Source organism: Mycobacterium colombiense CECT 3035 (genome assembly GCF_002105755.1).
Taxonomy (GTDB): domain Bacteria; phylum Actinomycetota; class Actinomycetes; order Mycobacteriales; family Mycobacteriaceae; genus Mycobacterium; species Mycobacterium colombiense.
Window position 1 is genome coordinate 2,624,528 of the sequence record NZ_CP020821.1, and the last position, 23,035, is coordinate 2,647,562.

The following is a 23,035-nucleotide window of genomic DNA, read 5'->3' on the forward strand; positions in this document are numbered from 1 at the left end:
CCGCGGTGCGCTAGTCGGCCAGAATCCGCCATTCGGCGGCTTCGTGCTGCTGGCGCCAGAATTCGTCGAAACGGCCACCCGCAGCGAGCAATTCATCGACCGTACCGTCCTCGATGACGCGGCCGTTGTCGAGGAACAGGACGCGGTCGGCGTGACCGATGCTGGCCAGCCGATGCGCGACGATCACCTGGGTGCGCGATTGCGGGTCGGCGGTCAGGGCGTCGACCACCGCGGCCTCGTTCTCGGTGTCCAGCGCGCTGGTCGCCTCGTCTACCAGCAGTATCGGTGCGGGCTTGAGCAACGCGCGGGCGATGCTGACCCGCTGCCGCTCACCACCGGACAGTGCCGAGCCGGCCTCGCCGACCACGGTGTCGGCGCCGTCGGGCAGCCGCCCGACGAGCTCGTCGACGCGCGCGAGCGCCACCGCCCGCGCGAACCGCTCGTCGTCGGCGCCGGGGTCTCCGGCGAACACGTTGTCGCGGATTGACCCGTGGAAGAGGTACGGGTGCTGGAACACCACGCTGCTGGCCGCGCGCCGGGCGCCGCCGTCCAGGGTCGCCGCGTCCACCCCGTCGATCAGCACCCGGCCGCCGGTGGGCTCATGCAGCCCGGCGATCAGCGCCAGGATGGTGCTCTTGCCCGAGCCCGACGGTCCGACGATCGCCGTCGTGCTGCCCGGCTCCAACGCGAAGCTCACGCCGTCGAGCACCGGCGCAGCGGCGCCGTCGTAGCCGAACACGACGTCATCGAACTCGATACGCGGCGCCGCACCGCCGGCCAGCGCGCCGGTGCCGGCATTCATCAGCGGCGCGGTCAGCACCGAACGGATGTTGTCGAGCGTGGCGCGGGTGCTCTCCAGCGCGGGCGCCAGCTCGCTGATGGTGGTGAACGGTTCGAGGTAGCGCACGATCACGACGATCAACGCGATGGCCTCGGCCACCGTGAGCGTGCCGTTCACGGTCAGCGCGGTGGTCGCCCCGGCCAGCAGGATCAGCGCAAGCTGGCTGGCGAGGCTGAACAGCAGCTGCCCGGGGACCTGCATGGAAAGCAGGCGCATGGTGGCGCCGTGCTGGGCGGCCAGCGCATCGCCGACCAGGCTTCGCGCCGGCTCGACGCGCCGTGCGGCGCGCAGCGCCTGCTGGGTGCGGGCGAACTCGATGATGCGCTCGGTGAGCGCGCTATTGGCCTCGGCCGCCGCGGCATCGGCGCGCCGCGCCAAGCGGGCCGACGCCCACAGCGCGCCCAGCAACAGCGGCAGGCCACCCAGCGCGGCGGCCCCCAGCTGCCAGGAGACGGGCAGCAGGGCCACCGCGATCGCGGCGGGCAGCAGGATCGCGGAGATCAGCGGGGTGAGCAGGTTGACGACCAGACCGACGAGTTCCGGTCCGGTGGCCGCGATCGCCTGCCGCGCCGTCGCGGTGTGCTCGGCGGTGAACCAATCCAGCCGCACGCCGGGCAGCCGATCCGCCACGTCGTGCTGGCTGTGATCGAGCACCGCGAAACCCAGGTTGAAACCGATACGGGCCGTTGCGGTGTCGATCACCCAGCCGGTCACGGTGGCCGCGGTCAGCCACCCCAGCCAGGCCAGCGCGCGCTGCGGGGCGTCGCCGAACAACGCCCCCACCAGGGGGACCAGCAGCACGGTGGCGACCGCGCGCACCACCACGGAGATCAACGCGAGGACGGTGTAGGCGATGACCCCGTTGCGGCGATCCGCCGGGACCAGACCCAACCACGTGCGGATCATCGCGGCCCCTCCCCGGTCGCGCCGGCGGGCGCCGGGTCACGGTGGCTCCGCTGGCCGCCCTCCCACAGCCGCCGGTACCGGCCGTCGGCGGCCAGCAACTCGTCGTGGGTGCCGCGTTCGACGATGCGGCCGTGGTCGAGCACCACGATCTGGTGGGCCCCGGTGATCGTGTGCAATCGATGCGCGATCACCAGAACGGTGCGGTCCCGCGTCAACCGGTTGAGAGCTTGCTGCACAAGGTATTCCGATTCGGGATCGGCGAAGGCGGTGGCCTCGTCGAGGATGAGCACCGGGGTGTCGGCCAGGATCGCCCGGGCGATGGTGAGCCGCTGGCGCTCACCGCCGGAGAGCCCGCTTCCGGCGCCGAGCATGGTGTCGTAGCCGTGCGGCAGCCGCATGATGCGGTCGTGGATTTGCGCCTCGCGGGCCGCCTGCTCGACCTGTGCGGCGGTGGCATCGGGAACGGCCAGCGCGATGTTTTCCGCGACGGTGCCGTGCACCAATTGCGTTTCCTGCAGCACGAATCCCACCTGAGCATAGAGCTGGTCGGCGGTCATCGACCGAATATCTTGTCCCCCAACACGTATCGCGCCCTGCCCGACGTCGTGGAACCGGGCCAGCAGGGCCGCCAGCGTCGACTTGCCGGACCCGGAGGGCCCGACCAGCGCGGTGACCGTGCCGGGCCGCAAGGTCAGCGACACGTCGTGGATGACGGGAACGTCTGGGCGGTAGCCGAATCCGACGTTGTCGAACACCACTGTGGCGGCCGGATCCCGGTGGGCCTCGTCGTTGTCTCGCACGGCGAGGTCGGGCTCGTCGAGGGTGTTCTGCAGGCGCCGGGCGGCCAGCATGCCGGCGCGGATGCCGCCGAGGCCGTACGCGATGCCGAGCAGCCGGGAGCCAAACGTGGTGCCCAGCAACAAGAACGGCAGCAGATCCACCGGATTCATCCGCCCGGTGATCACCAGCAGCGTCCCCGTGACCGCGATAAGCCAGAGGAAAGTGGACGGACGGGTCACCAGGTCCATGAACGTCTTCTTGCCGGCCAGCGGGCGCTGCCAGGCGACAAGGAAGCCGACGTACTCGTCCAGGCGGCGCCGGAAGCTGGACGCGGCGGCGCCACCGAAGACGCGGATCACCGGCTGGCCTTCCAGGTATGCGCCGGCCTCGCCGCTCATCGTCTCGGCCCAGCGCTGTGACTGCGGAATGCGCGGGCCCGACTGAATCGTCAGCGACGACGTCAGCACCAGGTAAACCAGGACGGGCACGAACAACACCAGCGCCACCCGCCAGTCGACGGCGAACAGGTAGACCAGCACCGCGACCGGCGCGACGGCCGCGGCCACCGCATCGGGGATGGCGTGGGTGACCAGGTAGTGCAGCGACAGCGTGTCGTCGGCCAGCAGCTGCTTGATCGACCCCGAACCGCGTGCGGTGAACCAGCCCAGGGGTAGCCGAGACAGCTTGTGCAACAGTCGCGATCGCAGATCGCGCGCGAATCGGGCGTCGACCACGTGCAGCCAGAGCGTGAGCGCGGCACCGAACAGCGCACCCAGACCCAGCAGGGAAACCGCGGCGATGCCGATATCCCACAGCCGGGACGCGGGCGCCCGGAAACCAGCAGCCGGGCCAGCTCGACCAGCAACACGAACGGCGCCAGTTGCACCAGGGTGATTACCGCCTGCAGCACGCCCGACGCGATCAGCGCCGACCGCAGCGGCGCGAGCAGCCGGCCTGCGCCCTGGGCACGCCAGTTCCCGCGGGCCGCCGGGGCGGGGGCCGCGTCGGATACCTGCGGAGCCGATTCCAGCTGCGCGGCAATGTCTTCCGTGGACACGCCGGGGGCGACGCCGTCGGATGCCGCCGGCTCTTCGCCGCGCCGGGTGCCCATCGCGCGCCCGGCGCTCCAGTAGGCCTGCGCGTGCACCTCGGATTTGGGAAAGCCGAACTCGTCGCGAAGCCGGGCCCTGACCTGCTTGAGCGTGGTGGCCTCCGGCGTCGCCCAGGCGTACCAGTTCGACCAATCCCGGCTCTCGATCGCGGCGGCCAGCGACTTCTCGTCGTGGCGGACGACCCAGTGCACCCGCAGCCGGGGATGCTGCGCGACCGGGATCAAGGTGTCGTTGTCGTCGTGCTGTTCGAGGTACATCTCGATCGGGACGTCGTCGGGGACGACCCCGATGATCCCGTTCATCCCCGGGATCGATGCCGAGTCGCCGATCAGCAGGTAGCCGGCCGGCTGCTCGTCGGGCACGTCGAAGCGCGACGAGCCCATCAGGGCCATCACCGCGATGGTCGCGCCGGGCTGCACGGTGCGCGCCCACGACGACGCCGGGCCGGCGGGATCGTGCAGCACGATGTCGACCGCGAAACGTCCGGCGGGAACGTCCGCCTCCGAGATGGTGTACGCGCGCTGGAATTCCGTTCTGGACCCGTCCGGGTCCGGGAACCAGAACCGCAGCCACGCAGCCGGTTCCGCATCGACGTCTTCGAACAGCGTCGGCGACACCATGCGTACCCGCACGAAATGCGGTGCGATCCGGACGGTTTCGAGCACCGTCGCGGTGTGATCACGCGCGCCGAAGCTGCGCAGCATCACACCGGAGAATCCCCGCGCCATCAACGGTCCTTTCTCGCGGCACCCCGCGCCGCCACGGCCTCGCCGACCTGACGACGCGGCGAGGCCACGGCTCGATGCGGCCCGCATGGCCCGCTCACACCCTGGATTCGGCGCCTGCCACGACCCCGTGTGGGCGCCGAGGGCACCGGCCAGGCGGTCACGGCTTGGTACGTTACCCCACAAACTAAGGGTTGCCTTACCATAGGTCAACCGGGGGTGCCGGCCGGTAACCTGGGAGACATGAGCGCTGGATCGCCGCCCGTGTTGCTGTACGACGGGGTCTGCGGGGTGTGCAACCGGTCGGTGCGCACGATCCTTCGATTCGATCCCACCGGCCCCCTGCGCTTCGCGGCGCTGGAAAGCGTCTTCGCCAAAGCGATCGTCGAACGCCACCCGGAGATCGGCAGCGTCGACTCGATGGTGTTTGTGGATGACCCGGGCGGGCCCTCGGAACGGGTCGCCGTCCGATCCGCCGCCGTGCTACGCGTGGCGAGTTACCTCGGGGGACCGTGGCGGATGTTCGCCGTCGCGCGCGTCATTCCCGCTCCGCTGCGCGACTGGCTGTACGACAGGTTCGCCGCGGTCCGCTACCGCATCGGCGGTAAGTACGACAGTTGTCCGCTGCCGGCCCCGGAGGTTCGCGCCCGCTTCGTGGCGGACTGACCGGCCTCAGTCGGTGCCCGGCGCCGAAGTGAGGTCCGCTTCGGATTCCTCGCGCTTCAACCGGGCCAGCTTGCGGTCCTCTTCCGCCGCCTGACGGTGCTTGAGCGCCGATCTGTGGTGCACATCCGTGTGCGAGACGCCTTGTTCGACGCTCCAGTCTTGGATCTCGGCGACTCGGTCGTGCTGGACGGCCGATTCTTCGAAGCTATGCGCCGCTGACAGCCCCGCGCGAGCTGCCCGTTCGCGTGCCGCGGCGGCGGCGTGTTCGGCGCGTTCGACATCTGCTGCGGTGACGGCATTTTCGTCTCGCGGTGAGGGGCCGCTTTCAGTGGACATGGCGTCTCCCTTGTGTCCCGTGAGTTTCAGGTACCCGCCAGGGAGGGTTTGACGCCCATGTGGCGAAGTTTTTCGTCTGGGGCGATGAGTGCGGGCGGAGGGACTCGAACCCTCAAGCTCTTTCGAGCAATGGCACCTAAAACCATCGCGTCTGCCAATTTCGCCACGCCCGCGGCTTGGCGATCGTATCGCTTGGGACTCCGACGAGCTGTCGGGACGGGTTGAACGAATTCGCCGGACCCAAATCCCGAGCGGTACGGTCAAGGGGTGTCCACTACGCATCGTCGCAGGCCCGCGCTCATCGCGCTGGTGATCGTCGCGGCGTGCGGCTGCCTGGCTTTGGGCTGGTGGCAGTGGACCAGGTTCAATTCCGTCTCCGGCTCCTTTCAGAACCTCGGCTACGCATTGCAGTGGCCGCTGTTCGCCGGATTCTGCGTGTACGCCTACCGCAAATTCGTTCGCTATGAAGAGGAACCACCACAGCCGCGGGACACCGGCGCGATGACGGAGATACCCGACGGGCTGCTGCCCGAGCGGCCCAAGCGCGCCTCGCAGGCACCCGACGATCCCGCGCTGCGCGAGTACAACACCTACCTGGCCGAGCTCGCCGCGCAGGACGCCGAAAAACAGAAGAGGACAACCGCATGACCACACCCGAGACGCCCGGAACATCAGTGCCCGCAGTGCCCGTGGACAAGATCCGCACCGCGCTGCTCGGCTACCGGATCATGGCGTGGACGACGGGTCTGTGGCTCATCGCGCTGTGCTACGAGATCGTCTCGCACCTCGCCTTCGGCCACGAGATCCGGTGGATCGAAGTGGTCCACGGCTGGGTGTACTTCATCTACGTGCTGACCGCCTTCAATCTGGCGGTCAAGGTCCGCTGGCCGCTCGGCAAGACAGTCGGCGTGCTGCTGTCCGGGACCATCCCGCTGCTCGGCATCATTGTGGAGCATTTCCAAAGCAGAGACGTCAAGGCGCGTTTCGGGTTGTAAGCCCGCGTAGCTCAGCGGGCATGGCACCGCGAGTCGCCCACCTTCGAGCGACAACGTCGCTACACACCACGTTGTCGCTAAGAGGCGGGCAAAAGGTCAACACACCCTGAGCCGGGGCTGGTGTGACGACAGCTGCCGGCGGCCGCGGCCCGGAGCCCTAGCCCGCGGAACGGGCCAGCGTTTCCAGCGCCGGCAACAGCAACCGCAGCGCGCGACCACGATGCGACACCGCATCCTTCTCCGACGGGCTCAGCTGCGCCGCGGTGCGGTCATGCCCCTGCGGCACGAAGACCGGGTCGTAGCCGAAGCCGCCGTCGCCACGAGGTTCGCGGGCGACGGTGCCGGGCCACTCGCCGCGGACGACGACCTCGCCCGCGGCCGAGACGAGCGCACACGCGGACACGAACGCCGCACCGCGCCGACCGTCGGGCACGTCGCGCAGTTGCGCCAGCAGCAACGCGGTGTTGCCGGCGTCGTCGCCGTGCCGACCCGACCAGCGCGCCGACAGCACACCCGGCATCCCGTTGAGCGCGGCGACCTCCAGCCCGGAGTCGTCGGCCACACTCGCCAGCCCGCTCGCGGCGAAGGCATCCCGCGCCTTGGCCAACGCGTTGTCCTCGAAAACCGCGCCGGTCTCCGGCGCTTCCTCGAACGGCGCCACGTCGTCGAGCGACACCAACGACAGTCCCGTCAGGCCGGCCGCGTCCAACACCCGGCGCAGCTCGGCCAGCTTCTTCGGGTTGCGGCTGGCGACCAACAAGCGCGTCAGCTGCCGAACGCCTTCGGCGCCGGCGCCCCCTCGGGGAGCACACCGGGGTACGGCAGGGCCAGCGCCTCGCGCTGCGCGGCGAACAGCTTGTCGCACGCGGCCAGCGCCACGTCGAGCAACTTGTCCAGCGTCGACCGCGGGAACGTAGCTCCCTCACCGGTCCCCTGAACCTCGACGAGGGTCCCGGTGTCGGTCGCGACGACGTTCATGTCGACCTCGGCGCGGGAGTCCTCCTCGTAAGGCAGGTCGACCCGGATCCGCCCGTCGACCACGCCGACGCTGACCGCCGCGATGGCACAGGACAACGGCCGCGGATCCGACAGCTTGCCCGCCGCCGCGAGATAAGTCACCGCGTCGGACAACGCGACGAAGGCGCCGGTGATGGCCGCGGTGCGGGTGCCGCCGTCGGCCTGCAAGACGTCGCAGTCGACGGCGATGGTGTTCTCCCCCAACGCCGCCAGGTCGATGCACGCGCGCAGCGACCGCCCGATCAGCCGGCTGATCTCCTGGGTGCGCCCAGACAGGCGGCCCTTCACCGATTCGCGGTCCGAGCGGGTATGGGTCGCCGACGGCAACATCGCGTACTCCGCGGTCAGCCACCCCAGGCCCGATCCCTTGCGCCAGCGCGGCACCCCTTCGGTCACGCTGGCGGTGCACATGACCTTGGTGTGGCCGAATTCGATCAATACCGAACCGGCGGGGTGGTCAGTGAAACCGCGGGTGATGACCACGGGCCGAAGCTCGTCGTCCAGGCGGCCGTCTTCTCGTCTGGTCACGACGCCAACACTAGCGGGCGGCTCAGACCCTTTCGGAGCGGCGGATATCGAACGTCTCGCCGCACACCACCGCGTGGACGGGACCGTCGAACTCCGCCTTGGCCTCGCTGATCACGTCCTCGCGGGAGGTCCACGGCGGGATGTGGGTCAGCAGGAGTTCGTGCACCCCGGCCTGGGCCGCGGCACGGCCGGCCTCGGTGCCCGACAGGTGCAGCGCGGGCGGCCGGTCCGGCGAGTGCGTCCACGACGCCTCGCACAGGAACACGTCGGCGCCGCGAGCCAGCTCGACGAGCTGATCGCAGAAGCCGGTGTCACCGCTGTACACGAACGAGGCGCCGGAGGGGTCGGTGATCTTCAGGCCGTAGGACTCGGTCGGATGAGCCACCACTCGCGGCGTCACCGTCAGCGCGCCGATCGTCACCGACTCACCTTCGACCCAATGCCGAACGTCGAAAATGTCTGAACAGTCGTCGATCTCACCGCCGTAGGGCGACGAGGCCGCACCCAACCGCGACCAGGTGTCCCCCGGGCCGTAGAGCAACGCCTTACCCAGCGGACGCGTCGGGTGGTAGCGGCGCCACACGAAAAGTCCGGGCAAATCCAGACAATGGTCGGCGTGCAGATGGGACAACAGCACGTGCACTGAACCGGGATCGGCGTAGCGCTGCAGCGCGCCCAGAACGCCTCCGCCGAAGTCGATGACCAACGGCGGAGTGTCCGGTGCCCGGAGCAGATAACCCGACGCGGGCGAATCCGGACCCACCACGCTGCCCGAGCAGCCGAGCACGGTTATTCGCACGGACACTACTGTGCCATGCCCGATAGGACCGTGACGAAAACATCGCCGCATTGGTGTGACGAGAATCTCGTCCGCAGGTCAATCAATGTTCACCCGCGCGACGGGCCGGACACCGGTGACCACCGGACCCAGGAAACGCGCCGCCAAAGCGGTGAATGCTTCGGGGTCGCCGGTGGCTTCGAAAACGCGGGACGGCGGGGCGGCGTCGGGATCATCCGGGTGTGGCCGGAGCAGGTCCCGTTCGGTCAGCACCCGCAGCACTTCCTTGGCGGTCTCCTCGGCGCTGGAGACCAGCGTCACGTTGTCACCCATCGCCAACTGGATGAGCCCGGACAGCAACGGATAGTGGGTGCAGCCGAGCACCAACGTGTCGACCTGCGCGCGCTGCAGCGGCTCCAGATAGCCCTCGGCCAGTCCGAGCACCTGACGGCCGCTGGTCACGCCGCGCTCCACAAAATCGACGAAGCGCGGGCAGGCCACCGCGGTGATCTCGGTGTCGCGGGCCGCGGCGAACGCGTCCTGATAGGCGTGCGAGTTGATGGTCGCCTGCGTACCGATGACGCCGATGCGCCCGTTGCGGGTGGTGGCGACCGCGCGGCGCACCGCCGGCAGGATCACCTCGACGACGGGCACGTCGTAGCGTTCGCGCGCGTCGCGCAGGCACGCCGCGGACGCGGTGTTGCAGGCGATGACCAACGCCTTGACGCCGCGGCCGACGAGGTCGTCACCGATGGCCAGCGCGTGCGCGCGCACCTCGGGGATGGTCAGCGGGCCGTACGGACCGTGGCCGGTGTCGCCGACGTAGACGATGTGCTCGTCGGGCAGCTGGTCGATGATCGCCCGCGCGACGGTGAGTCCCCCTACACCGGAGTCGAAGACCCCGATGGGTGCCGACGCCGAACTCATGTCGTGGGCCGCGGAACGGTGCTGCCGGTTTTCCTCGACGTCCGGCCCTTACGTTCCGGCGCGGACAACAGGTAGGCGGCGACGACGCCGGCGATCGCCCCGCACAGGTGGCCCTGCCATGACACGCCACCGCACCTGCCGAGCACGGGCATGGCGCCGAGCAGGACGCCGCCGTAGGCGAACAGCACGATCAGCCCGATGATGATGTCGCGCATCCGGCGCACGAAGATGCCGAACACCAGCAGGAAGGCCAGCCACCCGAAGATCAGGCCGGAGGCACCGATGTGGTCGGTGGGGCCGCAGCTGCTGCCGACATTGCCGATCAGCCAGGTGCCGAAGCCGCCCAGGATCCACACGATGACGGTCGCCCAGACGAACCGGGACAGGCCGGCCAGCGTCATCAGGAACCCCAGGATCAGCAGCGGCACGGTGTTGGCCGCCAGGTGCTGCCAGCTCTCGTGCAACAGCGGGGCGAAAACGATGCCCCACAACCCGTCGGTCTCGAGCGGCCTGATGCCGTTGGCGTCCAGTGAATGCCGGGACAGCTGGTCGATCAGCTCGACGAGGTAGAGCAACGCCACGAAGGTGAAGATCGTGACGGCGCCCACGGTCGCGGTGGATCGCTTCGCCGGCTGGGCGGCGGGCGCGCCGGGGCGTCCCCGCGAGGAGCCACGGGCGCCGCTCCTGCTCATCGCTCCGCTCTGCATCGCCGCGACGCGGTCATACCCATGGCTGCCCTTCCAGCGTGTTTCCAGCATGTCAAGGCTACCGGCGCAGCGGCCGGTCGACTCATCGACCGAATGCCCCGGGCAGCACATCGCGGTAGCTCGGTATGCCGGCGATCGATTCCGCGGCGAGCACACCGCCCAGCACCGCATCCGCCAGGCAATCGGCGGCGGCGATGCCCACCTCGGTGGCCAGCCGCGTCTCCGGCGAAAAGGCGGCGGGCGGCGGTGTGGAATTCGCCGCCGGAGCCACCTCGACCGCCCCGGTCGCCAGCACGAACACCGTGTCACCGTCGACCGGCGTGTGGGCCGGCCGGATGCTGCGGGCCAGGCCGTCGTGGGCGGAGATCGCCACCCGCCTGCACGCCGCCGAGCTCAGGGCGGCGTCGGTGGCCACCACGGCGATGACCGTGTTGAGCGGGTTGTCCACCGGGTTCGACGGGGACGGCAACCGGGCGAAGGCGTCGATCTGCTCGGCCGGCGGCGGCCGCAGGCCGAACCGCCGGGTCAGGTCCGCCATCCACGGCAAGCCGGTGCCCGGGTCCACGACCTCGCCCGCGGAGTTCACCACGGCGACCGCCCCGACGGTCACCCCGGACGGCAGCACCCTGGACGCGGTCCCGACGCCGCCCTTGAGCGCGCCGGCGCGCGCCCCCACCCCGGCGCCGACGGTCCCCACCGCCATCGGCGCGCCGTCTGCGCCGTCCTGCGAGGCGGCGGCGCAGGCCGCGTAACCGAACTCGGCCGTCGGGCGGCACTGCCAGCCGCCGACCGGCAGATCGAAGATCACCGCTCCCGGGACGATGGGCACCACCCCGCCGTCCATCGCCACGCCGCGTTCGCGTTCCTCCAGCCAGCGCATGACACCGTCCGCGGCGGCCAGCCCGTAGGCGCTGCCGCCGGCGAGCAACACCGCGTCGACGAACCGCACGGTGTTGGCCGGGTCCAGCAGGTCGGTCTCGCGGGTACCGGGCGCACCGCCGCGGCAGTCGACGGCGCCGACGGTGCCCGGCGGGGTGAGCACGACGGTGACGCCGCAGGCCCAGCCGGCGCCCAGGGACGCGTCGGGGTCCAAGCGTTGGTAGTGACCGACGCGGATGCCCCCGACGTCGGTGATGGCGTTCATCGGTCGCGGGGCCCCATCAGCACCAGCACCAGGTACTCCTGCAGCACCGTCAGCCACTGATACACGTCGAAGTGCACGGCCAGCGGGTGGTCGGCCGGCAGTCGTTCCGGTCCATCCGGCCCGACCTCGAGCATCACCCCCAGGGTCAGCCGGATGTCATTGACGGCAGCCACCCACGAGTTCGCGTCGTCCTCGGTCAGCTCGAAGCGGCCGCCGTCGTCGGGAATCGTGCTCAATAACCGCTGCGCGGCAACGCGTTTGGCGTCGACGATGTCGGGCTCGTGCAGGCTGCGCAGCGCGGCGTTGAGGCTGTCGGCGTCGTCGGGCGGCGCGGTGTCCTCGTCGTCGTGCCGGTAGAAGTCGGGCAGCAGCCGACGCAATGTGGGATCTTTCGGCGGTTCGGCATTGCCGGTCTTGATCCCGGTGATCTCCTCGAGTTCGTCTGCGGGCGAGGAAGATTCACGCTCGTCGAGCAGGCCGATCATCGCGGTGGCCAGGTTCTTGAGCAGGGCCGCCTCATGCGAAGCCAGGGACGACCGAAAACGGGGACCACTCGCGGTCTCGACCCGCTTCCATTTGCGCACAGGGAATCGCCAGCGCCTCGAGCTTCAGCGGTCCTGCTGCATGGTCGCCCACAAACCGGCGGCGTGCAGCTTGGACACATCGACTTCCATCGACTCACGGCTGCCGGCGGACACCACGGCCTTTCCCTCGTTGTGCACCTGCAGCATCAGCTTGGTGGCGTGCGGCTCGCTGTAGCCGAACAACTTCTGGAACACATACGTCACGTAGGTCATCAGATTCACCGGGTCGTCCCAGACGATCGTGACCCACGGACTCGCCGTGGTCTCTGCCGGAGCGGACTCTCGTTGTCCTGTAGTGCCCGGCTTAGTGGGCGCTGACATAACAACCATGGCGTACACGATACCGAGGGTGGGACGACGTTTCCGAGCCCCGATCGCAGCCGATACCGTTATGGAATGAACGACCCGGTCGTTACTGGGCTGCTGACCGACAAGTACGAGTTGACGATGTTGGCGGCGGCGCTGCGGGACGGCAGCGCCGGCCGGCGGACAACATTCGAGCTCTTCGCCCGCCGCCTTCCCGAAGGCCGCCGCTACGGCGTGGTCGCCGGGACCGGCCGGCTGCTCGAAGCGCTCCCGCAATTCACGTTCGACGACCAGGCGTGCCAATCGCTGGGGCAATTCCTCGACCCGGACACCGTGCGCTACTTGCGCGAATTCCGGTTCGGCGGTGACATCGACGGCTACGCCGAAGGCGAGCTGTACTTCCCCGGATCGCCGGTGCTGTCGGTGAGCGGGACGTTCGCCGAATGCGTGGTGCTCGAGACGCTGGCGCTGTCCATTTTCAATCACGACACCGCGGTCGCGTCCGCCGCGGCGCGCATGGTCAGCGCGGCCCGCGGACGCCCGTTGATCGAGATGGGGTCGCGGCGCACGCACGAGCAGGCGGCCGTCGCCGCGGCCCGCGCCGCCTACCTCGCCGGCTTCGCCGCGTCGTCCAACCTGGAGGCGCAGCGCTGCTACGGCATACCCGCCGAGGGCACCTCCGCGCACGCGTTCACCATGCTGTTCGCCCGCGCCGACTCCTCCACCGAATCGACCGAACTGGCGGCTTTCCGGGCGCAGGTCGACGCGCTCGGCGCGGACACCACGCTGCTGGTGGACACCTATGACGTGACGACCGGTGTCGCCAATGCGGTGGCCGCCGCGGGCACCGGGCTCGGTGCGGTGCGCATCGACTCCGGCGAGCTGGGCGTGCTGGCGCGCCAGGTGCGCGAACAGCTCGACGGGCTGGGAGCCACCGAGACCCGCATCGTGGTCTCCGGCGACCTCGACGAGTTCTCCATCGCGGCGCTGGCCGCCGAGCCGGTGGACAGTTACGGCGTGGGCACCTCGCTGGTGACGGGCTCGGGCGCCCCGACTGCGAACATGGTGTACAAACTCGTCGAGGTGGACGGCCTGCCGGTGCAGAAGCGCAGCAGCCACAAGGAATCTCACGGCGGGCGCAAAGAGGCGCTACGGCTGTCGCGCGGCTCGGGCATCATCACCGAGGAGGTGGTGTATCCCGCAGGCCAACAGCCGGCCGTCTCCGATCCGGCCCGGGTGTTGACCGTCCCGCTGGTCCGCGCTGGAGAACTGGTGTCCAAACCGAACCTCGCCGCGGCGCGCGAGCTGGTAACTTCCGGGCTGCGCAGTCTGCCGTGGGAGGGACTGAACTTGTCGCACGGCGATCCCGCGGTCACGACGACGCAGATTCCCGCCGGCCGGCGCTAGCACCGCGCGCGAAATCACGCGGCCCGAGCGCCGCCCCGAACAGCGAAGAGGGTAGCCACGTCCGAGGTTTCCGTGTCCGAGCTGCTGGCCACCGCGGTGGCTGCGCTCGGCGGCAGCGAACGCGTCGGCCAGCAGGAGATGGCCGCCGCGGTGGCGCGGGCCTTCGCCACCGAGGAGCACCTGGTGGTGCAGGCGGGCACCGGCACCGGCAAGTCGCTCGCGTACCTGGTGCCCGCGATCGTGCACGCCCTCGACGACGACTCCCCCGTCGTCGTGTCCACGGCCACGATCGCCCTGCAGCGTCAGCTCGTCGATCGGGATCTGCCCCGGCTGGTCGATGCGCTGGTCGACGCGCTGCCGCGCCGCCCGCAGTTCGCGTTGCTCAAGGGCCGGCGAAACTATCTGTGCTTGAACAAGATTCACAACGGCGGCGCGGCCGACGGCGACGACGGCGACGACCGGCCGCAGGAGGAACTCTTCAACCCGATGGCGGTCAGCGCGTTGGGCCGCGACGTGCAGCGGCTCACCGAATGGGCGTCGAGCACCGAATCCGGCGATCGCGACGACCTGAAGCCCGGCGTTCCGGACCGATCCTGGTCGCAGGTCAGCGTTTCCGCGAGGGAATGCCTCGGGGTGGCGCGCTGCCCGTTCGGCACCGAGTGCTTCTCCGAACGGGCCAGGGCGCAGGCCGGCCGCGCCGACGTCGTGGTCACCAACCATGCGCTGCTGGCCATCGACGCGGTCGCCGAATCGGCGGTGTTGCCCGAGCATGCGCTGCTGGTCGTCGACGAGGCACACGAGCTGGTGGACCGGGTGACGTCGGTGGCCACCGCGGAGCTGACGTCGGCCTCCCTCGGGGTGGCCGCCCGGCGGATCGCCCGACTGGTCGACCCGGAATTGGTCCAGCGCCTGGAGGCGACGACGGCGAACTTCGCCTCGGTCATCCACGACGGCGCGCCGGGCCGCATCGACCGCCTGGACGACGAGCTGGCGACCTACCTGGCGGCGCTGCGCGACGTGGCGACCGCGGCGCGTTCGGCGATCGACACCACCAACGACCCCAAGGCGGCGTCGGCGCGCGCCGAAGCCGTTGCGGCACTGAGCGAGATCTCGGACACGGCGTCGCGCGTGCTGGAATCGTTCGGCCCGGCCATCCCCGACCGCACCGACGTGGTGTGGCTGGAACACGAGGAGATCAGAGGCTCGTCGCGTCCGGTGTTGCGGGTGGCGCCGCTGTCGGTCGCGGGGCTGCTGCGGTCCCGGGTGTTCTCGCGTTCGACGGTGGTGCTGACGTCGGCGACGCTGACCATCGGCGGTTCGTTCGACGCCATGGCCACGGCGTGGGGACTGACCGCCGAGGATGACGACGACGCGCGCTGGCGCGGCCTGGACGTCGGTTCGCCGTTCCAGCACGCCAAAGCCGGAATCCTGTACGTGGCCGCGCATTTACCCCCACCCGGACGCGACGGCACCGGTTCGGCCGAGCAGCTGAGCGAGATCGCCGGACTCATCGCCGCCGCCGACGGGCGCACCCTGGGCCTGTTCTCGTCGATGCGGGCGGCACGGGCGGCCGCCGAGGCGATGCGCGAACGCCTCTCGACGCCGGTGTTGTGCCAGGGCGACGACAGCACGTCGGCGCTCGTCGAGCAGTTCAGCGCCGACCCGCAGACGTCCCTGTTCGGCACGCTGTCGCTGTGGCAGGGCGTCGACGTGCCCGGGCCGTCGCTGTCGTTGGTGCTGATCGACCGCATCCCGTTCCCCCGCCCCGACGACCCCCTGCTGGGTGCGCGTCAGCGCGCGGTCGCCGCGCGCGGCGGCAACGGCTTCATGGCCGTCGCGGCCAACCACGCGGCGCTGCTGCTTGCGCAGGGATCGGGGCGGCTGTTGCGCCGCGTCACCGATCGCGGAGTGGTCGCGGTGCTCGACTCGCGCATGGTCACCGCCGGCTACGGCGGCTACCTGCGGGCCTCGTTGCCGCCGTTCTGGCAGACCACCAACGGCGAGCAGGTGCGCCAGGCGCTGCAGCGGTTGCGCACCGCCCCGGCCGCCGAAGAGGGCCTGTCGGCCTGACGGTCCGGTTATCGCGCCAGCGTGACCAGGCCGAGCTCGTTGCTGGCCGCCAGCATCGGGTTGTGCGGCAGCACGCGCACGGTGTAGCCGACCGATCCCGCCAGCGGCAGCGGCGTCGTCGTCGAGAAGACCTGGTTGCCGCCCTCGGCGGTGCCGGTGTAGGACATCTCGACGGTGATCGGCTCCAGCAGTGCGTCGCTGGCGTCCACGCGACCCACCACCGCCTGCACGGTCACCTCGTCGGGCGCCAGGCCGGCCAGCTGCACGGTGGCGGTCAGGGTCAGCTTGGAGCCGAGCACGGGGCTGTCCGGCAGGCCGGTGCTGTCCACGTCGGTGATGACGATCTTGGGCCAGGCCTCCTGGGCGCGCCGGCGGTAGGCGGCCAGTTCACGGGCGGCGCCGAACTCGCCGCCGCCCGCCGCGTCGTCGGCCGGGGCGATCGTCTTGCGCAGCGACTGCGCGGCGGGGGTGTAGTACTGCTCGACGTAGTCGCGCACCATGCGCGACGCCAACACTTTTGGACCGAGCGTCTGCACCGTGTGGCGCACCATCTCGATCCAGCGCGGCGGCACGCCGTGTTCGTCGCGTTCGTAGAACTTCGGCGCCACGGCGTCTTCCAGCAGGGTGTAGAGCCCGCCGGACTCCAGGTCGTCGCGCCGGTCCTCGTCGGTCACGCCGTCGGCAGACGGTATCTCCCAACCGTTTTCGCCGTCGTACCACTCGTCCCACCAGCCGTCGCGGATGGACAGGTTCAGCCCGCCGTTGAGTGCGCTCTTCATTCCCGAAGTGCCGCAAGCCTCCAACGGCCGCAGCGGATTGTTCAGCCACACGTCGCAGCCCCAATACAGCAGCCGCGCCATGGACATGTCGTAGTCGGGCAGAAACGCGATGCGGTGGCGCACCTCGGGCCGGTCGGCGAAGCGCACCACCTGCTGGATCAGCGCCTTGCCGCCGTCGTCGGCCGGGTGCGATTTCCCGGCGACGATCAGCTGAATGGGCCGTTCCGAGTCGAGCAGCAGCTGCTCCAGCCGATGCGGATCGCGCAGCATCAGCGTCAGCCGCTTGTAGGTCGGCACCCGCCGGGCGAAGCCGACGGTCAGCACCTCGGGGTCGAAGGCCGTTGCGATCCAACCTAATTCGGCTTCCGAGGCGCCCCGTTCCAGCCAGGAGCGGCGCAGCCGCCGCCGGACGTCGTCGACCAACAGGGACCGCAGCTGCGAGCGGATCCACCACAGGTGGCCCGCGTCAACTTGCTTGAGGCGCAGCCAAACCCCCGGATCGCTGAACGAATCCGACCCGGCCAGCTCACGGCCCAGCTGCAGCCACTGCGGGGCCGCCCACGTGCGCGCGTGCACACCGTTGGTGATCGAGCCGATCGGCACCTCGCTCGCGTCGAAGCCGGGCCACAACTCGTTGAACATCGACCGGCTCACCCGGCCGTGCAGCGACGACACACCGTTGGCGCGCTGGGCGAGCCGAAGACCCATGTGCGCCATGTTGAACTTGGTGGGGTCGTCCTCGGCGCCCAGCGCCAGGATGCGGGCCGTCGGCACCCCCGGCAGCAACACGGGAGTCGCGTCGGACGTCGCGGCCTTCTCGGCGACTTCCGCCTCATCGCCGGCGTGGTCGTCGAAGTACAGCTTCACCATCTCGATGGGGAACCGGTCGATGCCGGCGGGCACCGGGGTGTGGGTGGTGAACACCGTGCTGGAGCGCACGACGGTCAGCGCGGTGTCGAAGTCCAGTCCCGGACCGGTCATCAGCTCGCGGATACGTTCGGCTCCGAGGAAACCCGCGTGGCCCTCGTTCATGTGGAACACCTCGGGTGCGGGCAGACCATGGATATCGGTGAAGGCACGGATCGCCCGCACTCCGCCGATGCCGGCCAGGATCTCCTGCCTCATCCGGTGTTCCTGGTCGCCCCCGTAGAGGCGGTCGGTGACGCTACGCAGATCGTGCTCGTTCTCCGGCACGTCGGAATCCAACAGCAGCAGCGGAACCCGGCCCACCTGCGCGACCCAGATGCGGGCGTGCAGTTGCGCGGAGTCGGGCAGCATCAGCTCGACCAGGGCGGGCTCACCGGTCGCATCGGTCAGCAGCCGCAACGGCAGACCCTGCGGGTCCAGCGAGGGATAGGTCTCGTTCTGCCAGCCGTCGGCGGTCAGCGACTGACGGAAGTAGCCGGACCGGTAGTAGAGCCCCACCGCGATCAGCGGCACGCCCAGATCGGACGCGGACTTCAGGTGGTCGCCGGCAAGGATTCCCAAGCCGCCGGAGTAGTTGGGCAGCACTTCGGCGATGCCGAACTCCATCGAGAAGTAGGCGACCGCGGCCGGCATTTCGGCGCCTTGCTCCTGCCGCTGCTGGTACCACAACGGGCGGCTCAGGTAATCGTTCAGATCGGCGGCCAGGGCGTCGAGCCGGCCCAGGAACGCCTCTTCCATCGCCAGCTCGTCGAGACGCGCCGGGTTCACCGCGCCCAGCAACGCCACCGGATCGCAGGCGCACCGGTCCCAGAGTTCGGGGTCGATGGTCGCGAAAAGCTCCTGGGTGGGCTTGTCCCACGACCAGCGCAGGTTCGTCGACAGGTGGTCCAGCGCGGTCAGGCGCTCCGGAAGGTGAGCACGGACGGTAAACCGGCGGAGGGCTTTCACGCGTTAATACCTTACTGAGGTTCCCCGTCCGCGCACTGCGGCGGGAAGGGCCGCTTTTCCCCGGCGGTGTGTGACCGGAGACTAGGGTGGGTATCGGGTAGTTATCGGGGTCGCAACGATGCCTCCCCGCACAGAAAGTTTCCCCACGACAGGAAGTTTCCCGACGAGCGGCATTCCGCGCGGAGCACACCGCGGGATCGGCCGCCCACAATCGGAACGGAGTGGTGGTGCCCGGTCGTGTCGAGATCGATAACGTCCAGCCGGTCGTTTCCTGTGGCGCGTATCCCGCGAAAGCCGTGGTCGGCGAAGTTGTGCCGGTCAGCGCGGCCGTATGGCGGGAAGGCCACGAAGCGGTCGCGGCGACCTTGGTCGTGCGCTACCTCGGGCCCGGCTACCCGCAGGTAACCGAGACGCGCCGCGTCAAGGCGGTTCAGGCCCCGGAGAAGCCGGTCACCGAACGTGACGGCAGGCCCGACCAGCAACGGATCAAACCGCTGCTGCTGCCGATGACGATGGGCCTGGAGCCCTACGTTTTCCACGGTCAGTTCACCCCCGATCAGGTCGGGCTGTGGACGTTCCGGGTCGACGGGTGGGGCGACCCCATTCATTCGTGGCGGCACGGGGTGATCGCCAAGCTGGACGCCGGTCAGGGCGAGACCGAACTGTCCAACGATCTGCTGGTCGGTGCGGGCCTGTTCGAGCGCGCGGCGACGGGCGTGCCACGCGCACTGCGCGAACCGCTGCTGGCCGCGGCCGCCGCGCTGCGCAAGCCCGGCGACCCGGTGACCCGGACCGCGCGGGCGCTGGGGCCCGAGATCGAGGAAATCCTGGCCGACTACCCGTTGCGCGACCTGGTCACCCGCGGCGAGCAGTACGGCGTCTGGGTGGACCGGCCGCTGGCCCGGTTCGGATCCTGGTACGAGATGTTTCCCCGGTCGACCGGCGGGTGGGACGCCGAAGGCAACCCCGTGCACGGCACCTTCGCCACGGCGGCCGCCCAGCTTCCGCGCATCGCGGCAATGGGATTCGACGTCGTCTACCTGCCGCCGATCCACCCGATCGGCAAGGTACATCGCAAGGGCCGCAACAACTCTCCCACCGCTGCGCCCGGAGATGTGGGATCGCCCTGGGCGATCGGCAGCGACGAGGGCGGCCACGACGCCGTGCACCCGGACCTGGGCACCATCGACGACTTCGACGACTTCGTCGCCGCGACGCGCGAGCTGGGCATGGAGGTGGCGCTTGACCTGGCGCTGCAGTGCGCGCCGGATCACCCCTGGGCGCGCGATCACCGCAACTGGTTCACCGAATTGCCCGACGGCACCATCGCTTACGCGGAAAACCCGCCGAAGAAGTACCAGGACATCTATCCGATCAATTTCGACAACGACCCGGCCGGCCTCTACGACGAGGTGTTGCGGGTGGTCCGGCACTGGATGGACCACGGCGTCAAGTTCTTTCGCGTCGACAACCCGCACACGAAGCCGCCGGATTTCTGGGCCTGGCTGATCGCCACGGTCAAGGCCATCGATCCCGACGTGCTGTTCCTGTCCGAGGCGTTCACACCGCCGGCCCGGCAGTACGGCCTGGCGAAGCTGGGCTTCACCCAGTCCTACAGCTACTTCACCTGGCGCACCGCCAAGTGGGAGCTGACCGAATTCGGCAACGACATCGCCAACCTCGCCGACTTCCGCCGGCCCAACCTGTTCGTCAACACCCCCGACATCCTGCACGCGATCCTGCAGCACAACGGGCCCGGCATGTTCGCCATCCGCGCGGTGCTGGCGGCGACCATGGGGCCGGCGTGGGGCGTGTACTCGGGCTACGAACTGTTCGAGCACCGCGCGGTGCGGGAGGGCAGCGAGGAGTACCTGGACTCGGAGAAATACGAATTGCGGCCCCGCGACTTCGCGGGTGCCCTCGCCGAAGGCCGGTCGCTCGAGCCATTCATCACGCAGCTCAACGCAATTCGCCGGCTACATCCCGCGCTGGAGCAGCTGCGCACGATCCATTTTCACAGCGTGGACAACGATGCGTTGCTCGCCTATTCCAAGTTCGATCCGACCACCGGCGACTGCGTGTTGGTGGTCGTGACGCTCAACGCGTACGGCACCGAGGAGGCGACGCTGTTTTTAGACATGGCCGCTTTGGGTATGGAGCCATACGAGCGCTTTTGGGTGCGCGACGAAATCACCGGCCAGGAATTCCAGTGGGGGCAGGCTAATTACGTCCGGCTCGACCCCGGGGAGGCGGTCGCGCACATCATCAACATGCCACTCATACCGCACGACGCACGAATGACACTGCTACGCAGGCATTGAGACAGGACAAGAAACGGACCGGAGGTGAAAGGGACATGAGCCAAGCCGACCAACTCGCTCGGACACACTTGGCGCCCGATCCGGCCGACCTGTCGCGCCTGATCGCTGGCACCCACCACAACCCGCACAGCATTCTGGGCGCACACGAATACGGCGATCACACCGTCATACGGGCGTACCGCCCGCACGCGGTCGAGGTCGTCGCGCTGGTCGGCGACGACCGGTTCCCGATGCAGCACATCGAATCCGGCCTGTTCGCCGTGGTGTTGCCGTTCGTCAACTTGATCGACTATCGGCTGCAGATCACCTACGAGGGTGCCGAGCCGTACGTCGTCGCCGACGCATACCGCTTCCTGCCGACGCTGGGCGAGGTCGACCTGCACCTGTTCGGGGAGGGACGCCACGAGCGGCTCTGGGAAGTCCTTGGCGCACATCCGCGCTCGTTCACCACGGCCGACGGCGTCGTCACCGGGGTGTCGTTCGCGGTGTGGGCGCCCAACGCCAAGGGCATCAACCTGATCGGTGAGTTCAACGGCTGGACCGGAGGGGAAGCCCCGATGCGGGTGCTGGGCTCATCGGGCGTGTGGGAGCTGTTCTGGCCCGGGTTCCCCCTCGACGGGCTGTACAAGTTCCGCGTGCACGGCGCCGACGGTGTGGTGACCGAGCGGGCCGACCCGATGGCGTTCGCCACCGAGGTGCCGCCGCACACCGCCTCTCGGGTCACGCGCAGCGAGTACACCTGGGAAGACGCCGACTGGATGACCGAACGCGCGCAGCGCAATCCGGTATTCGAGCCGATGAGCACCTACGAGGTTCACCTGGGTTCCTGGCGTCCCGGGCTCAACTACCGCCAGTTGGCGCGCGAACTGACGGATTACGTGGTGGAACACGGCTTCACCCACGTCGAGTTGCTGCCGGTCGCCGAGCACCCGTTCGCCGGGTCGTGGGGCTACCAGGTGACGTCGTACTACGCGCCGACGTCCCGGTTCGGCACACCGGACGAGTTCCGCGCCCTGGTCGACGCCTTGCACCAGGCCGGCATCGGCGTGCTGGTGGACTGGGTGCCCGCGCACTTCCCCAAGGACGCCTGGGCGCTGGGCCGATTCGACGGCACACCGCTCTACGAGCACTCCGACCCGAAGCGCGGCGAGCAACTCGATTGGGGCACTTACGTATTCGACTTCGGTCGCCGAGAGGTCCGTAACTTCCTGGTGGCCAACGCGCTGTTCTGGCTCGAGGAGTTCCACATCGACGGCCTGCGAGTGGACGCGGTCGCCTCGATGCTCTACCTGGATTACTCGCGCCCAGAGGGCGGCTGGACCCCCAACATCTACGGCGGCCGCGAGAACCTGGAGGCCGTGCAATTCCTGCAGGAGATGAACGCGACGGTGCACAAGACCGCCCCGGGCATCGTCACCATCGCCGAGGAGTCCACCTCGTGGCCCGGGGTCACGCGGCCGACCACCCTTGGCGGCCTGGGCTTTTCGATGAAGTGGAACATGGGCTGGATGCACGACACGCTCGACTACATCAGCCGCGATCCGATCTACCGCAGCTTCCACCACCACGAGATGACCTTCTCGATGCTCTACGCGTTCAGCGAGAACTATGTCCTGCCGATCAGCCACGACGAGGTGGTGCACGGCAAGGGCACGCTGTGGGGCCGGATGCCGGGCAACAACCACGTCAAGGCGGCCGGGCTGCGCAGCCTGCTGGCCTACCAGTGGGCGCACCCGGGCAAGCAATTGCTGTTCATGGGACAGGAATTCGGCCAGCGCGCCGAGTGGTCCGAGGAGCGCGGCCTGGACTGGTGGCAGCTCGACGAACAGGGGTTCTCCAACGGGGTGCTGCGCCTGGTCCGCGACATCAACGACATCTATCGCAGCCACCCGGCGTTGTGGAGCCAGGACACCGTGCCCGACGGCTACTCCTGGATCGACGCCAACGACTCGGGCAACAACGTGTTGAGCTTCCTGCGCTACGGCAAGGACGGCTCGGTGATGGCGTGCGTGTTCAACTTCGCCGGCGCCGAGCACGGCGGATACCGGCTGGGCCTGCCGTCGGCCGGCCGCTGGCGCGAGGTGCTCAACACCGACGCGGCCGCCTACAATGGTTCGGGGATCGGCAACATGGGCGGCGTGGACGCCACCGAGGATCCGTGGCACGGCCGGCCCGCCTCGGCGCTGCTGGTGCTGCCGCCCACGTCGGCGTTGTGGCTCGAGCCCGAGTAA

18 protein-coding genes, 1 tRNA gene and 1 pseudogene are annotated in these 23,035 nt (G+C 69.4%); 7 read left to right on the top strand and 13 right to left on the bottom strand.

Annotated features, from left to right (window positions below):
- Positions 1-10 precede the first annotated feature (10 nt).
- The gene (locus B9D87_RS11990) at positions 11-1,747 is read right to left on the bottom strand and encodes an ABC transporter ATP-binding protein (protein ID WP_007773938.1); all 1,737 of its coding nucleotides are present in this window, start codon (positions 1,745-1,747) and stop codon (positions 11-13) included.
- A pseudogene (locus B9D87_RS11995) lies at positions 1,744-4,367 on the bottom strand (ABC transporter ATP-binding protein/permease). The gene B9D87_RS11990 and the pseudogene B9D87_RS11995 overlap by 4 nt, the downstream one beginning before the upstream one ends.
- Before the next feature lie 240 nt (positions 4,368-4,607).
- Here B9D87_RS11995 and B9D87_RS12000 point away from each other — a divergent pair.
- The gene (locus tag B9D87_RS12000; RefSeq protein ID WP_040631248.1) at positions 4,608-5,030 is read left to right on the top strand and encodes a thiol-disulfide oxidoreductase DCC family protein; all 423 of its coding nucleotides are present in this window, start codon (positions 4,608-4,610) and stop codon (positions 5,028-5,030) included.
- 6 nt (positions 5,031-5,036) lie between these two features.
- On the opposite strand, the gene B9D87_RS12005 is transcribed toward B9D87_RS12000, so the two are convergent.
- Together B9D87_RS12005 and B9D87_RS12010 are read right to left on the bottom strand one after the other, a co-directional pair.
- On the bottom strand, positions 5,037-5,366 hold the full coding sequence (locus tag B9D87_RS12005; RefSeq protein ID WP_007773935.1) for a hypothetical protein: 330 nt from the start codon (positions 5,364-5,366) through the stop codon (positions 5,037-5,039).
- 89 nt (positions 5,367-5,455) lie between these two features.
- Positions 5,456-5,539: transfer RNA gene (locus B9D87_RS12010), tRNA-Leu, on the bottom strand.
- Positions 5,540-5,633: 94 nt separating this feature from the next.
- Here B9D87_RS12010 and B9D87_RS12015 point away from each other — a divergent pair.
- Positions 5,634-6,014, top strand: a complete 381-nt coding sequence (locus B9D87_RS12015; protein WP_007773934.1) for a hypothetical protein — start codon at positions 5,634-5,636, stop codon at positions 6,012-6,014.
- Entirely contained in the window at positions 6,011-6,361 is a 351-nt protein-coding gene (locus B9D87_RS12020; protein ID WP_007773933.1) for a DUF3817 domain-containing protein, read from the top strand. Before B9D87_RS12015 ends, B9D87_RS12020 begins: the two co-directional genes overlap by 4 nt.
- 157 nt (positions 6,362-6,518) lie before the next feature.
- Here the strand turns inward: B9D87_RS12020 and rdgB are convergent, their stop codons facing one another.
- The 8 genes from rdgB to clpS all read right to left on the bottom strand — a co-directional run bounded on the left by rdgB (position 6,519) and on the right by clpS (position 12,376).
- Positions 6,519-7,130: an RdgB/HAM1 family non-canonical purine NTP pyrophosphatase gene (rdgB, locus tag B9D87_RS12025; protein ID WP_040631246.1), complete on the bottom strand. Its 612-nt coding sequence runs from the start codon at positions 7,128-7,130 to the stop codon at positions 6,519-6,521.
- Complete coding sequence (gene rph / locus B9D87_RS12030) at positions 7,127-7,906, bottom strand: ribonuclease PH (RefSeq protein ID WP_007773930.1); 780 nt, start codon at positions 7,904-7,906, stop codon at positions 7,127-7,129. Before rph ends, rdgB begins: the two co-directional genes overlap by 4 nt.
- A gap of 22 nt (positions 7,907-7,928) precedes the next feature.
- Complete coding sequence (locus tag B9D87_RS12035; RefSeq protein ID WP_040631191.1) at positions 7,929-8,711, bottom strand: cyclic nucleotide-degrading phosphodiesterase; 783 nt, start codon at positions 8,709-8,711, stop codon at positions 7,929-7,931.
- A 72-nt stretch (positions 8,712-8,783) separates the two neighbouring features.
- Positions 8,784-9,611 carry a glutamate racemase gene (gene murI / locus B9D87_RS12040; RefSeq protein ID WP_007773927.1) on the bottom strand — a complete coding sequence of 276 codons (828 nt, stop codon included), beginning with the start codon at positions 9,609-9,611 and terminating at the stop codon, positions 8,784-8,786.
- The gene (locus B9D87_RS12045) at positions 9,608-10,318 is read right to left on the bottom strand and encodes a rhomboid family intramembrane serine protease (protein ID WP_085977865.1); all 711 of its coding nucleotides are present in this window, start codon (positions 10,316-10,318) and stop codon (positions 9,608-9,610) included. The genes murI and B9D87_RS12045 overlap by 4 nt, the downstream gene beginning before the upstream one ends.
- A gap of 82 nt (positions 10,319-10,400) precedes the next feature.
- Positions 10,401-11,462, bottom strand: a complete 1,062-nt coding sequence (locus tag B9D87_RS12050; protein ID WP_007773924.1) for a P1 family peptidase — start codon at positions 11,460-11,462, stop codon at positions 10,401-10,403.
- A complete protein-coding gene (aosR, locus tag B9D87_RS12055) occupies positions 11,459-12,046 on the bottom strand; it encodes an oxidative stress transcriptional regulator AosR (RefSeq protein WP_007773923.1) in 588 nt (195 codons plus the stop codon). The genes B9D87_RS12050 and aosR overlap by 4 nt, the downstream gene beginning before the upstream one ends.
- Positions 12,047-12,070: 24 nt before the next feature.
- Complete coding sequence (clpS, locus tag B9D87_RS12060) at positions 12,071-12,376, bottom strand: ATP-dependent Clp protease adapter ClpS (protein ID WP_007773922.1); 306 nt, start codon at positions 12,374-12,376, stop codon at positions 12,071-12,073.
- 66 nt (positions 12,377-12,442) lie between these two features.
- Between clpS and B9D87_RS12065 the strand changes: the two genes are divergently transcribed.
- Together B9D87_RS12065 and B9D87_RS12070 are read left to right on the top strand one after the other, a co-directional pair.
- The gene (locus tag B9D87_RS12065) at positions 12,443-13,759 is read left to right on the top strand and encodes a nicotinate phosphoribosyltransferase (RefSeq protein ID WP_007773920.1); all 1,317 of its coding nucleotides are present in this window, start codon (positions 12,443-12,445) and stop codon (positions 13,757-13,759) included.
- A gap of 72 nt (positions 13,760-13,831) precedes the next feature.
- The gene (locus B9D87_RS12070) at positions 13,832-15,829 is read left to right on the top strand and encodes an ATP-dependent DNA helicase (protein WP_007773919.1); all 1,998 of its coding nucleotides are present in this window, start codon (positions 13,832-13,834) and stop codon (positions 15,827-15,829) included.
- A gap of 8 nt (positions 15,830-15,837) precedes the next feature.
- Here B9D87_RS12070 and glgP read toward each other — a convergent pair whose 3' ends face one another.
- Complete coding sequence (gene glgP / locus B9D87_RS12075; RefSeq protein WP_007773917.1) at positions 15,838-18,483, bottom strand: alpha-glucan family phosphorylase; 2,646 nt, start codon at positions 18,481-18,483, stop codon at positions 15,838-15,840.
- 227 nt (positions 18,484-18,710) lie between these two features.
- Between glgP and B9D87_RS12080 the strand changes: the two genes are divergently transcribed.
- The gene (locus B9D87_RS12080) at positions 18,711-20,804 is read left to right on the top strand and encodes an alpha-1,4-glucan--maltose-1-phosphate maltosyltransferase (RefSeq protein ID WP_202950010.1); all 2,094 of its coding nucleotides are present in this window, start codon (positions 18,711-18,713) and stop codon (positions 20,802-20,804) included.
- Positions 20,805-20,839: 35 nt separating this feature from the next.
- Positions 20,840-23,035, top strand: coding sequence for a 1,4-alpha-glucan branching protein GlgB (gene glgB, locus B9D87_RS12085; RefSeq protein ID WP_007773913.1), 2,196 nt, complete (start codon positions 20,840-20,842; stop codon positions 23,033-23,035).

Coding starts and splice junctions, on each gene's coding strand:
- B9D87_RS12045 (WP_085977865.1), bottom strand. CDS start 10,318: ATGCAGAGCGGAGCGATGAGCAGGAGCGGCGCCCGTGGCTCCTCGCGG.
- B9D87_RS12020 (WP_007773933.1), top strand. CDS start 6,011: ATGACCACACCCGAGACGCCCGGAACATCAGTGCCCGCAGTGCCCGTG.
- B9D87_RS12000 (WP_040631248.1), top strand. CDS start 4,608: ATGAGCGCTGGATCGCCGCCCGTGTTGCTGTACGACGGGGTCTGCGGG.
- murI (WP_007773927.1), bottom strand. CDS start 9,611: ATGAGTTCGGCGTCGGCACCCATCGGGGTCTTCGACTCCGGTGTAGGG.
- B9D87_RS12050 (WP_007773924.1), bottom strand. CDS start 11,462: ATGAACGCCATCACCGACGTCGGGGGCATCCGCGTCGGTCACTACCAA.
- B9D87_RS11990 (WP_007773938.1), bottom strand. CDS start 1,747: ATGATCCGCACGTGGTTGGGTCTGGTCCCGGCGGATCGCCGCAACGGG.
- B9D87_RS12005 (WP_007773935.1), bottom strand. CDS start 5,366: ATGTCCACTGAAAGCGGCCCCTCACCGCGAGACGAAAATGCCGTCACC.
- glgB (WP_007773913.1), top strand. CDS start 20,840: ATGAGCCAAGCCGACCAACTCGCTCGGACACACTTGGCGCCCGATCCG.
- B9D87_RS12065 (WP_007773920.1), top strand. CDS start 12,443: ATGAACGACCCGGTCGTTACTGGGCTGCTGACCGACAAGTACGAGTTG.
- clpS (WP_007773922.1), bottom strand. CDS start 12,376: ATGGTTGTTATGTCAGCGCCCACTAAGCCGGGCACTACAGGACAACGA.